Raw genomic sequence first — 12,671 nt, 5'->3', positions numbered from 1 at the left:
CGGACAGGTCACTGAATGACGTAGATGATGAACCAGAGAGCGACCCACACTACGTCCACGAAGTGCCAGTAGTAGGAGATCACAATGGCAATCGTGGATTCGTGGTTGCCAAAGCGCTTCGCTAGATAAGCACGGCCTATTACGAACAAGAACGCAACCAGCCCGCCCAGCACGTGCAGTGCGTGGAAGCCAGTGGTGATGTAGAAGGCCGACCCATAGGCGCTGGATGCAACCGTCACGCCGTGGGATACCAGGACCGCGTACTCATAGGACTGTACGGACAAGAAGATCGAACCGAGGATGAAGGAAACGACGAACCATTCCACAACACCCCAGTCCTTAAGTTTGTTACTTGTCCGCCGCGGACGGAGCTGGACGGCGGCTTTGACACCCCACTGAGCGGTAAACGAACTAATTACCAGAATGACAGTGTTAATGGTCGCCAGGACCGGATCCAGCAACGCTGTATTTTCCTCCCACAACGTGGGCGAAGTCGAGCGCAGCGTGAAGTACATAGCGAACAGGCCACCAAAGAACATTACCTCGGAGGAGAGCCAGACCATGGTGCCTACGGCAGCAAGGTTTGGCCGACTCGGGAAGCCGGTGGGATTATGCGAGAGAGTCTGAGTTGATGTTGTCACCCCTTCATTATGGCCCGAAATTCTCCAAGATTCACAATGAGACTTGCCGGGCGCGTGTCTTTTTGATGTGACGGATCTGACCCTGTCTACGCGACTTCCGCGTTATTCCCAGCGAAAACGCAGATTCCGTTGGGATAAACCTCAGTCGGAGGGCATTTCTACAGGCTGTCAAAGTTGCGGAATTGTTAAGCGAAATTCCGATGCTGAAGGTGTGTTTTGCGGTGCGGCAATGGCCTTACGAGGTTATCTGGGGGACGCCTGCTGACTGGAGTATTAGGATGACCAAGGTAAGCGGAACCGAATTTTCCCAAGGACGTATTTCATGGATTGGCCCACGGTGCTCAACGCAGTTTCAAAGCAACAGCATTTAACACAGGACCAAGCTGCCTGGGCCATGCAGGAAATGATGTCTGGTGTTGCCACGGACGCACAGATCGCAGGCTTTCTGATGGCCTTGGCCACCAAAGGTGAAACGGTTGAAGAGCTTTTGGGTCTTGCTGATGCAATGTTGGACGAAGCGGTGGAAGTCGATCTGCCTTCCGATGTTTTAGACATTGTTGGAACCGGCGGCGATCGTCTGGGCACAGTGAATCTATCAACTATGTCGTCGCTCGTTGCAGTCGGAGCCGGCGCTAAGATCGTCAAGCACGGCAACCGTGGCTCCTCTTCGACAGCCGGTGCTGCCGATGTGATCGAGGCGCTGGGCGTTGATCTGACTCTCACGCAAACCCGCGCCAAGCAGTCCCTGGAAGAGGCTGGCATTACATTCCTGTTCGCACAGGAATATCATCCCTCGATGCGCTACGTCGCCCCGGCACGCAAGCAATTGGGTGTACCTACTGCGTTCAACTACCTTGGGCCGTTGTCTAATCCTGTCCGGGCTCAAGCTCAAGCCCTCGGATGCGCTTCTGAAAAGATGGCCCCGCTGCTCGCGGGAGTGCTGGCAGATAGGGGAGTGCGGGGCCTGGTATTCCGTGGCTCCGACGGTCGTGACAAAATTACCACCTCCGGCTCGTCAACAATCTTTGAGGTTCGAGACGGCAACGTCGAGCAGTACACCTTACATCCCGCAGACTTCGACATACCCTTGGTCTCGGTCGCGGCCTTGGCAGGAAGAGACGGGACCTATAACGCTGACATCATCCGCGACATGCTGGCCGGTCAGAAAGGACCGGTCCGTGATGCGGTATTACTGAACACGGCCGCCGGTCTGACTGCATACGATAAAGATGCGACCGGTCACCTCTTCGACAGGATGCGCATGAACATGAAACGCGCGGAAGAGTCGATTGATTCAGGCGCAGCCCAAGAAGTGCTTAATAGGTGGGTGCGAGTCTCTCGCCCCGAACCGAATGCGGATCGTTAGAGACTCTTTTCGCACAGGCTTCGAACGAGCGCTGAAAAGTGGGGCAGCAGGCTCTGCGAGGTTTAGTCAAACCCCAGCGCGAAGCCTTCTTCGAGGTCGCTTCGAGAATAGGCGCGAAACGCGAGATGAGTTTCGGTTGCTTCGACTCCATCGATTTTTGACAGACGGTCAGAAATCACGTCTTCAAGTTGATCGAATTCACGTACCCGAACCATCGCAATAAGATCCCAGGCTCCAGTGACTGAATACACCTGTGTGATGCCGTCCTTATCAGCGAGTTCTTGGGCGACTTCTGGAATACGGTCGGTGACAGTCTTAATCATGACAAAAGCGGTAACCATGGTCCTCCTCGGGTAGTTCTGTCCTTAGTTTAGGCGTTCTCACGGCGCCTGGTGACCAAATGCGAAATGCTGCGTCGACCAAGGAGAAGCACTCCTAAAACCCCGGCTGTGACTAGGACAAACGCCATCGCGGACGTGTCGTTAAACAGCACTGCACGCAACACTGGCCCTAGCGCCACGGTCACGAGCCACAAAACCACCCCGACCGGAAAGACATTATGAATGTACCGACTGGGTTTGATAAGTGCCGTTAACACTACATAGGGGAGAAGGAAGGGGAGAGCCACCCTGGCAATACCGAAAAAATTGAGACTGCCATCATGTGATGCGATACCAAACATGGCGAAAATAACAATGAGTGCGGCATCGAGTCCTAACATTCCGATCACAGTGGCGCGCGAGGCTGCCGGAGGTTCTGAATTCATAGCTCTAGCTTAGGCCAGGGGAGAGCAGCACCCCCTTGTGTCACACACCACCCTGAGATTGGCCAGCTCCACGGCCACAAACAGCTAGGGTTGTCCACTATGCTGTGTGTGACTCTAAGCCTGACGAATACTTTCCCCGCAACGGCGACGGAGCAGACCGTCAATCAATTGGTTGCGTCACTCAACGATCACCCTGACGCCGTCGGGGGAGAGGTCGCAGGGTTCAAGGCCATAGGCCAGCGCCAAGTTCAAGGTTGTCTATGGTCGGCTGATGAAGCTGTGGGTTTCATCTTGTCTGCCGCTCGTTCAGCGATCTGGGGTGTACACCTCGGGTTGTTGAGTGCATCTAAAAACGTCGATGTCGAGGGGGACTCTGAGCTGGGTCGCGTTTTAGAACAAGCCTCGATCTCAGGTCCGCGTGCGCTCCGCGCGCCCGGGGGAGTCAATGTGGAGTTGCTCCGACATGGCAACCTCGTCGGTCCAAAACAAGCGCCAGAGGTCGGTCCGGTTGAGTCGACGCTGCAGCTTTTGTGTGCCATTGAGCGACGCCGTTCCGACGAGGGGCAAGAGGCCGGTTTGATGATTAACGCTGGCCAATCACAGTCTAAAGCCGCACAGCTGCTAGGAGTTTCGCAGCAGGCGGTGTCTTCTCGGCTCCAGGCAGGTTACTGGTATGAATCACGCAAGGTGGCATATTGGCTCGCGGTTCAAATCGAACAACTTATTGAAGGTTAGCTCGGCCGACTACCCGAATGTCGCGGCTGAGGCACAACGTGCAGGGTTTGTCAGATCTCCACGAATTGGTCACACACCACGACACTTGTGGTCTTGTGGGTCACCAAAGTCGCGCAGGCGCGCAGAGTAGCTACCTCAACGAAGTGGAGCGTTCACGAAGCCAGAAGGCAACCTCAGGGGAGCGCTTGATGCTTGCAGAAGCGACTGACTATGCTGCGAAATAAGCTCAACTTTACATAATGTAGATTATCGGCGTTTTATGGAAGTCCTCTGAACGAACGTAATGCTTACTCGTCCATCATGGGAATTGGCGCCGTCTGAGGCTCAGGCTCAGGAGTCAATTCAAAGAATGTTGCTGAGGCATCTTCCCAACGGCCAACCAGTCGACGGAGTTCGCCACCGTCCTCATCTAGATGGTCCAGGACGTGATGCACCGACACCGTGCCCCAATTCTCGGGTAGTTCTCCACGAATATACAAAGTAATGGCCGAATCTTCTGAGCCCAGGTATTGACCATCCTCATTATAGAAATGGTATTCCGCCTGCTGGATTTCTCCAGCTAAAGCTTGATTCAGCATATGGATACCGACTGGATCGGCCATGGCATCATATACCCAGCGGTCTCCCAGGACCGAGTGGTGAGTTTGGCTAATGAGATAGTCATCGGCTCCATCTATGGGAGCTCCTCGATAGGTCACCGGCAAGTGTAAGATCCTTTCTTCACGCCGCATGACGAACCCTTCTAGACCGACTTCTCCGCTGGTGTCATCGAAACGGTAGGTGCCGATCAGTTCAATCTCACCAGAGCCGCCCCAAAACTGGTTGTCCAACCATGCTGTGACGAACTCGCGTTTTGAGGGATTTAGCTCTGCTGTATAAATAGTGGCCATGCTGCTAGTTTACGCTCTGGTCTGCGAAAACACAGCATAGGTTGACTGTTTGTCCGGGTTTGTCACTGCGATGTGGGCAAGGTGCTGCCTAATCGAGCTGAACCCCACCTGCGTTCTAGCGCTTAGGACGACAATCGGTTCGTATAGGCAGTATCCTGAAGCCATGAAGATACGTCTGGGAGGCCATCGTGATTGAGTGGGTTGTAGAGAACTTTTGGTCATTCTGGCTCATTATGATGCTGCTTTTAGTCAGCGCGCAAGTAATTACTGGAGAAATGACGTTTCTACTGATTGCTACCGGCACGTTGACTGCCATCATCGCGGATGTTCTGGGGGCTCCGATCTATGTACAGTTTATTATTGTGACGATCATCTCCATTGCCTCATTATTCTGGCTTCGCAGTTTCGATACCAAACGCAAGGCGAATGATGCCGGACCCTCCCCCTGGAGCGTCAACCGGTATGTTGGTCGCATCGGTGAGGTCACAGAGGAAGTCACTTCTAGTCACGGCATGGTGCGGATCGGCAATGAGATTTGGTCTGCCCGAACCTACAGCCCCACCCCCATCCCAGTGGAAACACCGGTGGTGATCCAACAGATTGAAGGGGCCATTGTTTGGGTGGCTACTACATCGGAAGCCGCTGAGACCTAACCAAGGGGTGTTTCTACGTGGGCAGTGACTAGGTAGTGTCAAGCAGATACAGCAAAACTACGAACATTCAGGAAGCACCGTGGATATTTTTCTCATCATTCTTTTCGTCGTACTGGCCGTGTTCGTGGTGGCAGTATTGGCGAAGTCTTTCCGCATCGTCCCCCAGGGTTACTGCGGCATTATTCAGCGACTCGGTAAGTATCAGCGAACCCAGATGGCTGGATTGACCATGATGATCCCGTTTGTGGATGAAATGCTGCCGCTGATTGATATGCGTGAGCAGGTGGTGTCTTTCCCACCCCAACCGGTCATTACCGAAGACAACCTCGTCGTGTCGATCGATACCGTCGTGTACTTCCAAGTCACAGATCCCACTGCAGCAACGTATGGGATTGCTAACTACATTGCAGCTGTTGAAAACCTCACCACAACCACCTTGCGTAACGTTGTTGGGGGGTTGAATCTTGAGGAGGCCCTAACCTCACGGGATGCGATTAATACACAGCTTCGTGGCGTTCTCGACGAGGCCACCTCCAAATGGGGGCTGCGGGTCTCTCGGGTGGAGTTAAAAGCCATCGACCCGCCGCGCAGTATTCAGGACTCAATGGAAAAACAGATGCGTGCTGAACGCGATCGTCGTGCTGCGATCCTGACCGCGGAAGGACAAAAGCAATCAGAAATCCTCACAGCTGAGGGACAACGCCAGTCGGCAATCCTCGAAGCCGAAGGTGACGCTCAGGCAGCAATCCTGCGCGCAAATGCTGAAGCAGAAGCCATTGTCACCGTCTTCGAAGCAATCCATGAAGGCAGGCCTAACGCGGATCTCTTGGCTTACCAGTACCTGCAGGTACTCCCCCAAATCGCCGACTCAGAATCATCCAAGATGTGGATCATCCCCTCCGAAGTCACCGACGCCTTGAATCGTTTCAGCGGTGGCTCCGGTCAGCAGATGCCTTCTAGCGGCTCAGCCTCTTCTGACGATCAATCCCAAAGCCAGGATCAAACCCCTACTCCCCCGCCGACCCCGCGTCGTCGCACGAAGCGCCCGACAACTGCAGCTGAGATTGCTGATCGTGCCCCAAAGGCACCAAAGCTGGATGATACTTCATTAGAGGAGGCCTTGGCTGAACCGGAAATCGAAGAAGATATCTACCAAGAGCGGCCATCTCCTCGCCCGGACGGGGAACAAAAGTAGTCGGCGACGCGTTATACACTGCGAGACTTTTTTAGATAGACTGTCTTGTCTGCAAAAATTTCGTTGGAGGAATGTCTGAATGTCTGATCGTTCACTGCGCGGTATGCGCCTCGGTGCCCAATCGATGGAAACTGAAGCAGGGGTAGAACCTGCACCACGTCAACAAATTGAGTACCGTTCGGAAGATGGCGAATCGGTGGTCGTGACTTTTGCTGCCGAGGCTGATGTACCGGACACCTGGACTACGAAATCTGGAAAAGAAGCGTTTCGTGTTGACGCTGATGCTCCCGACCTAGAAGAAGTCAAGCCACAGCGTACCCACTGGGATATGTTGCTGGAACGCCGCAGCATCGAAGAACTCGAAGAGACGCTAGCTGGCCAGTTAGCAAAGCTGCGTGCCCGCCGTGGCGAGGATGTCGACGCCTAACTCACGCTTCATACAAACCTTCGGGGTGGCAACTTGTCGTTGCCACCCCGAAGTCGTTTAACGGATGCAGGTTTAGCGGCCGAGTCGTGCCCGGAGTTTGTCAGCGCGTGCCGCCAAGCCCCATTTCGTAACGTTGACTAGGGCCTCGGAGATAATATTGCCGGACATTTTGGATTCGCCGAATTCACGTTCAGTAAAGGTGATCGGCACCTCGACGATGCGCTTGCCCAGTTGAGCGGTGCGGAAGGTCATGTCAACTTGGAAACCGTAGCCCTTTGACTGCACTGCATCGAGATCCATGGCTTCGATGGTGGTCGCCCGGTAGGCCCGGAAGCCTGCGGTAATATCTGTCAAGCGCAGACCCAACAGAATTTGTGGATAGAGTGAGCCGCCTACCGATAGTAGCTTGCGGTACCAGGGCCAGTTCACCATTTTGCCTCCGGGCACCCGTCGAGAACCGATGACCAGATCAGCTTCGTCGATGGCTTCAAGGAGGCGTGGAAGTTGCTCGGGCTGATGTGAACCGTCAGCATCCATTTCAACGAGGACATTATAGTCGTGCTGAAGCCCCCAGCGGAACCCGGCGATATAGGCTCCACCGAGCCCGTCTTTGACCTGACGGTGCATTACGAATACCTGGTCGTCTTTTGAGGCTTGCGCATCGGCCCATACGCCGGTCCCATCCGGGGAGTTATCATCCACGACAAGCACATCCGATTCTGGTACCGCGGCACGTAGCCGTTGGAGGGTGCCCGGTAGGGATTCGGCTTCGTTGTACGTGGGGATAATAGTCAATACGCGCACTCGAGTGTCCTTTGTTTACCACGTCCCGACGATCGAGCCGGGATCAGCCTTCGATTATAGCTAGCACTAGTAGGCAACGCTACGACATCTGGCCATTTCGGACGGTTCGTACCAATTCAGGTGCGGGTTCACTCGACGACAGAATGGGTAGCAGGGCGGTTCCAGCACGTTTATCGGTAGACCAGTGAGCCGCACGAACGTCTGGAACTTGCACGCCGAGCTGTCCGGCACGCCAAATATTCAAATCTGCTGGCGACCCCACGGCCACCTGCCCGGCGGTCATATTCGCCTGGGCTATTTTGCTTGGGAGGACCCGTACCCCATCGCGGGACATGGTGTTGAAGGCCGCCCGGGTTGAAACGCGTTGGGACTCATCCGGGTGCTCAATAAGTGCGGTTAAGATGTCCCACATCGAACCGGACCATGAGCCGCTGCCAGTTGCCACGTGCACTCCCCCGCTGATCAGTGCCGCGGTTGGTGCATAAAATACTGGACGACCGTCCTGAACGTCAGGAACCAACGTGACCGAGGCATGGAGCTTTACCAGCCTCTCGACATGTTGATCGGTCAGGCTGTGATTCATAAGGACCCGATGGCGACAGCGCATCAGCGCGGCATTAGGCTGTTGTTCTAGGGCCGCTAGGATTCGAACAATATCTTCTGGGCCCGTGGATCCGATGAGTAACTGTGTCGGAGGCTTCACCTGCGCAACAATAGCGGGGAGCTGGTCTAGTTGCTCGACCGGGACATACATCCCGTCAGCGTCTTCAGCTACCTCATCGACCGGGGCGTAAAAAACTGCCTGCGGCGCGGGCGTCACGGAACTCAGGGTGATGCGACTGTCATCAGGGGCTAGCTTGTGGTTGCTGAAACCATCAACGAAGGCCGGCGTGACGAGCATGTGTTGAACGTCGTGGGTTGCCACGGGGCCGGTCGTGGTTGCGGCAACCATTTGCTGCGCTGTGTCATCTGCGCCCAGCCACGCCACCACACCGTGGTCGATATGCAGTGCGTTGGCATAGGGCTCGGATACTGAATGAACGTATCCGTTGGTGAGAAGTAAACTAGAGGTCACTGATCCAATTCCAAATTTTCGATAGCGTTGTACTCATCGGCCTTCGTGTCAGCTTCGGGTATCCGAATCGCGGAGGAATAAGCGACGATACCCCGGTTGACGAGATCTTTAGCTCGTCGACAGCGCCGGGCCAAATCTGGGTGCGTGTCATCTAATGATGCCAGCTGATCCAACAGATCCATGACTTGGCGTGCCCAGCGAATGAAGTCACCGGCCGCCATATCTGAACCGGTCAGTGATGCCAGCAGCTCATGACCTCGAACCCAACGCACGATGGGCCACACCAATCCTGGATGTGGTTGGGCGGTCACCGTTAGGTCTGCGGCGAGTTCAGCTTGCTGCAGGGTATACCAGTGTTCGTCAACGACATCGAGGGCGCCTTGGAGCATGTCGGTTGGCATTGCGGGCTGGAACACCTGGTCTTCGGTGGATGACTCAAACACCAATAGCGCTGCAAGACCGGCCAGATCCTCGGGAGACAACTCATCCATCACCCCGGCCTGCAAGAGCATCGACACGAGCAAGTCGCGGTCGCCATAGATACGACGCAAGCTCTGACCAGGTTCGTTGACCTGATCGTTTTCGACATAGCCGAAATCGGTCAGCAAGGTGATGATCCGATCGAAGGTGCGAGCGATCGTGTTGGTTCGTCCGCGGATTTTTGCGACATTCTTGTCGATGTCGGCACGCAATTTATCCCAGCGGTTGGCCCAGGTGAGGTGTTTGTCACGATCGGGACAGCCATGGCACGGATGGGCGTGGAGCTGTTTCCGTAGCTCGTCCACACGGGCGAGATCGTGATCATCTATATACCGAAAGCCGACCGGTTCAGCGCCATCAGAGATTGGTGGGCGCTGTTGCCCGATGGCCCCGTGCATCCATCCGGCGATGTTCTTGCGGTGTTTGGGCGATTTGGTGAGCAATTTTCGCGGTAACTCAACGCCAGCAAACGGCACGATGGGATCATCAAGTTCATCAGTCGAGATCCTGCGTAACTGGCCCTTGGCCGTGACGACCCCCACCCGCGGGTTGGTCGGGTTGCCTGCTGTCGAAACAACGACCGCGGTGCCAAGGCTCCGGGCACCTTGCACTTCGATAATGTCCCCGACGGCGAGATTATTTAGGGACTCCATGATTGCTCGGCGTTGCACGCGATGTCGCGCCCGTGAAGCAGCTTTTTCAGCCCTTAACACTTCTTGGCGTAACTTGGCGTACTCGGTGAAGTCTCCGAGATGACACCGCATCGATTCCTCATACCCGGCAAGGGAGCGTTCCTGCCGTTGGACCTCTTGTGCGAGCCCGACGACAGAACGGTCAGCCTGGAACTGGGCAAAAGAGGATTCCAGGATATTGCGGGCCCGTTCGCGTCCGAAGCGTGCCAGCAGGTTGACGGCCATATTATAGGTGGGTTTGAAGGACGAATTCAGCGGGTAGGTACGACGCGCTGCCAGACCAGCCACTGCTCCTGGATCCAAGCCGGGCTGCCACATGACCACCGCGTGACCTTCGACATCGATTCCGCGTCGGCCAGCCCGGCCGGTGAGCTGAGTGTACTCCCCCGGGGTAATATCTTTGTGCGACTCACCATCAAATTTCACGAGCCGTTCAATAACCACGGTCCGAGCCGGCATGTTGATGCCCAATGCAAGGGTTTCAGTGGCGAACACGACTTTAATTAGCCCCGCGGCAAAGAGTTCCTCAACGACCTCTTTGAACAGTGGCAGCAGACCGGCGTGGTGTGCGGCGAAACCACGCCGTAGGCCGTCACGAAAGCCCCAGAAACCGAGGGCGTCGCGATCTTGTTCGGCCAGGACTGTAGCGGCTCGATCGACCGTTTCGAGGATCTGAGTTTTTTCGACGCGATCGGTGAGATCCAGGCCGGCATTCAGGCACTGTTCAACCGCGGCGTCACATCCATTGCGAGAGAAAATAAAGCTGATGCACGGCAGCAGGCCTTCTCTGGCGAGGGTGCGGACCATCTGGGGCCGCGAAACGCGTAAGTCTTTCCGTGGAGATGGTCTGCTGCGTTCAGCTGAGCCTTCTCGGTCTGACTGGCGGCGGTTGCCCTGCCGGCGCCCGCCACGGGTCCGTTGCCGATCGCGCCCACGACTACCGGGACGACCCCAATCGTTGGGTTGCATATCGCGGCGTGCCGACTCAGCTAGTTGTACAAGCTCTGGGTTAACTTGGGAGCTGGCTTCCTGGTCGCCCGTCATGGAAAACAAGTCATAGAGTTCTTTGCCGACCATCACGTGCTGCCATAGGGGCACCGGGCGGTGTTCGGAAACGACTACGGAGGTCGAGCCACGAACAGTATCTAACCAGGCGCCGAATTCTTCAGCGTTCGACACGGTGGCCGATAACGCGACCAGCTGTACCGATTCGGGGAGGTGAATGATGACTTCTTCCCACACCGCACCTCGGAAACGGTCGGCCAGGTAGTGCACTTCATCCATGACCACATACCCGAGGTTTTCCAACGTGGTGGAATCCGCGTACAGCATGTTCCGTAAGACCTCGGTGGTCATGACCACGATTTGTGCCTCGGGATTGCGCGAGGTGTCACCGGTGAGTAAGCCGACGTGTTCCTCGCCGTAGGTGGCGACCAGATCGGTGTATTTCTGATTGCTCAGCGCCTTGATCGGCGTGGTGTAAAAAGCTTTCTTGCCTTGGCGTAAGGCAAGATGAATCGCAAATTCGGCCACAATGGTTTTGCCCGCACCGGTGGGGGCTGCAACCAATACCGCATCCTCGTTTTCGAGATGCTCGGATGCTTCCAACTGGAAGGGATCCATGGGAAATTCGAGACTGGAAGAGAACCGACCGAGCTCGGTTTGGGCAAATTCAACCCGCCGTCGTGAGGCCGCATAACGTTCTGCTGGCGACAGCTCGTGGTCGTTGGGATCAGAAGTAGCGGCGCACATAGGCACCTATTTTAGTCGTCAGGGCTAATTTCAGACAGAGGCTGTGCCCCGCGCTGAATCTCGACCTCACCTGCGGTGCCTTCTCGAGCTTCCTTTTTAGCCAGCCGCCGGTCGTTGAGTAACGCGAGTCCAAGCGCCAGACCAAACAGAATCGCCAGTGGTGCGCCTAAGTAAAACATCGTGATGACGTCCGAACCTGGTGCTCCCATCGCTGCGATCACCGCAATGAGGAAGACGGAGATACGCCAGTGTTTAAGCATAGTCTTGCCGCTTAGGATGCCAGCTAAGTTCAGCCCGACCAGAATTACTGGAATCACCAACGCGATGCCAAAGGCCAGCAATAAGCGAGTGACGAAGGGGACGTAGACCGTTGCCAGCACACGATGGGCGGTACCGTCTGGGGTCAGAGATGTAAAGAATGCCATGGCTTGCGGCAGAGCAAACCAGCCGAGCAAGATCCCCCCGACAAATAGGGGCACTGCCGCCGCGATGAAGCCTAAAGCATAGCGTCGTTCGTTCTTGCGCAGTCCGGGTACGATAAACGCCCACACCTGATACAGCCACACCGGTGAGGACAAGATCAGCCCGATGAATATGGCCACTTGGAGCATAATGTCGAAGGGCTGCGCGACGGACGAGAAGACCACCTCGACCGGGGCTTCATCGGTTGACAGCTGCGTAATGGGTTCTGTCAGGATGGTAAAGGCCGGCTGGTAGACAATAAAGCCGACGATCGTACCTACTAAAATCGCACCGGCCGCTTTGAAGAAACGGTTGCGCAGCTCTCGCAGATGCTCACGCAGCGACATCTGCCCCTCAGGGGTCTTGCGCGTCTTTTTCCGTCGCTTCTGCGAGGAGGGTTGACCCTTGTCAGTGGCTGTCATGAAGGTGGCGGGGTGTTACTGAGAAGGATGCTCTTTTGAGGTGGAACCGGCAGCGGTTTCGCCGGTAGAAATCACGGTACCTTCAACGGCTTCCGTATCGTCTTCGGCGGGTGTTTTATCCTGTTTGCCGTCCTTGCCTTCGGTCTTCATTTCTTTGACTTCAGACTTCAGGATACGCATCGATTGGCCCAGGTTGCGAGCCATGCGTGGCAGCTTATTTGCGCCGAATAATAAGAAGGCCAGCAGGACAAGCACCAGGAGGATCACTGGGTTGCGAAAGATGTTCATTGTCTACCTTTCTATACAATTGG

General features: G+C 55.6%; 14 protein-coding genes. 5 read left to right on the top strand and 9 right to left on the bottom strand.

The window, feature by feature from the left end:
* Window positions 1–8 precede the first annotated feature (8 nt).
* The gene (gene ctaE, locus J2S62_RS07185) at window positions 9–641 is read right to left on the bottom strand and encodes an aa3-type cytochrome oxidase subunit III (RefSeq protein WP_407649921.1); all 633 of its coding nucleotides are present in this window, start codon (window positions 639–641) and stop codon (window positions 9–11) included.
* Window positions 642–963: 322 nt separating this feature from the next.
* Between ctaE and trpD the strand changes: the two genes are divergently transcribed.
* Complete coding sequence (gene trpD / locus J2S62_RS07180) at window positions 964–2,007, top strand: anthranilate phosphoribosyltransferase (protein WP_310173060.1); 1,044 nt, start codon at window positions 964–966, stop codon at window positions 2,005–2,007.
* 62 nt (window positions 2,008–2,069) lie between these two features.
* Here trpD and J2S62_RS07175 read toward each other — a convergent pair whose 3' ends face one another.
* Both J2S62_RS07175 and J2S62_RS07170 read right to left on the bottom strand, forming a co-directional pair.
* Window positions 2,070–2,348, bottom strand: coding sequence for an Lrp/AsnC family transcriptional regulator (locus J2S62_RS07175; protein ID WP_310173057.1), 279 nt, complete (start codon window positions 2,346–2,348; stop codon window positions 2,070–2,072).
* A 29-nt stretch (window positions 2,349–2,377) separates the two neighbouring features.
* Window positions 2,378–2,773 (bottom strand): DUF3054 domain-containing protein, encoded by a 396-nt coding sequence (locus J2S62_RS07170; protein ID WP_310173055.1) that lies wholly within the window; start codon window positions 2,771–2,773, stop codon window positions 2,378–2,380.
* A gap of 108 nt (window positions 2,774–2,881) precedes the next feature.
* Between J2S62_RS07170 and J2S62_RS07165 the strand changes: the two genes are divergently transcribed.
* Complete coding sequence (locus J2S62_RS07165) at window positions 2,882–3,508, top strand: hypothetical protein (RefSeq protein WP_310173053.1); 627 nt, start codon at window positions 2,882–2,884, stop codon at window positions 3,506–3,508.
* A gap of 287 nt (window positions 3,509–3,795) precedes the next feature.
* Here the strand turns inward: J2S62_RS07165 and J2S62_RS07160 are convergent, their stop codons facing one another.
* A complete protein-coding gene (locus J2S62_RS07160; protein WP_310173050.1) occupies window positions 3,796–4,398 on the bottom strand; it encodes a maltokinase N-terminal cap-like domain-containing protein in 603 nt (200 codons plus the stop codon).
* A 275-nt stretch (window positions 4,399–4,673) separates the two neighbouring features.
* Between J2S62_RS07160 and J2S62_RS07155 the strand changes: the two genes are divergently transcribed.
* From J2S62_RS07155 to J2S62_RS07145, 3 genes are all read left to right on the top strand, one after another.
* Window positions 4,674–5,051: an NfeD family protein gene (locus J2S62_RS07155; RefSeq protein ID WP_310173047.1), complete on the top strand. Its 378-nt coding sequence runs from the start codon at window positions 4,674–4,676 to the stop codon at window positions 5,049–5,051.
* Between the two features lie 79 nt (window positions 5,052–5,130).
* On the top strand, window positions 5,131–6,246 hold the full coding sequence (locus tag J2S62_RS07150; RefSeq protein WP_310173045.1) for an SPFH domain-containing protein: 1,116 nt from the start codon (window positions 5,131–5,133) through the stop codon (window positions 6,244–6,246).
* Between the two features lie 79 nt (window positions 6,247–6,325).
* Entirely contained in the window at window positions 6,326–6,673 is a 348-nt protein-coding gene (locus J2S62_RS07145) for an RNA polymerase-binding protein RbpA (protein ID WP_310173043.1), read from the top strand.
* Between the two features lie 72 nt (window positions 6,674–6,745).
* Here the strand turns inward: J2S62_RS07145 and J2S62_RS07140 are convergent, their stop codons facing one another.
* The 5 genes from J2S62_RS07140 to J2S62_RS07120 all read right to left on the bottom strand — a co-directional run bounded on the left by J2S62_RS07140 (window position 6,746) and on the right by J2S62_RS07120 (window position 12,648).
* On the bottom strand, window positions 6,746–7,477 hold the full coding sequence (locus J2S62_RS07140) for a polyprenol monophosphomannose synthase (RefSeq protein WP_310173041.1): 732 nt from the start codon (window positions 7,475–7,477) through the stop codon (window positions 6,746–6,748).
* 79 nt (window positions 7,478–7,556) lie between these two features.
* Window positions 7,557–8,552, bottom strand: a complete 996-nt coding sequence (locus J2S62_RS07135) for an amidohydrolase family protein (RefSeq protein WP_310173038.1) — start codon at window positions 8,550–8,552, stop codon at window positions 7,557–7,559.
* Window positions 8,549–11,476 (bottom strand): DEAD/DEAH box helicase, encoded by a 2,928-nt coding sequence (locus tag J2S62_RS07130; protein WP_310173036.1) that lies wholly within the window; start codon window positions 11,474–11,476, stop codon window positions 8,549–8,551. The genes J2S62_RS07135 and J2S62_RS07130 overlap by 4 nt, the downstream gene beginning before the upstream one ends.
* 11 nt (window positions 11,477–11,487) lie before the next feature.
* Window positions 11,488–12,360 carry a twin-arginine translocase subunit TatC gene (gene tatC / locus J2S62_RS07125; protein ID WP_310173034.1) on the bottom strand — a complete coding sequence of 291 codons (873 nt, stop codon included), beginning with the start codon at window positions 12,358–12,360 and terminating at the stop codon, window positions 11,488–11,490.
* A gap of 15 nt (window positions 12,361–12,375) precedes the next feature.
* On the bottom strand, window positions 12,376–12,648 hold the full coding sequence (locus J2S62_RS07120) for a twin-arginine translocase TatA/TatE family subunit (RefSeq protein WP_310173032.1): 273 nt from the start codon (window positions 12,646–12,648) through the stop codon (window positions 12,376–12,378).
* Between the last annotated feature and the right edge of the window lie 23 nt (window positions 12,649–12,671).

It is taken from the genome of Enteractinococcus fodinae, from assembly GCF_031458395.1.
Taxonomy (GTDB): Bacteria; Actinomycetota; Actinomycetes; order Actinomycetales; family Micrococcaceae; genus Yaniella; species Yaniella fodinae.
Note: the sequence above shows the minus strand (reverse complement) of the source record. Positions and strands in the feature narration are given on the sequence as shown.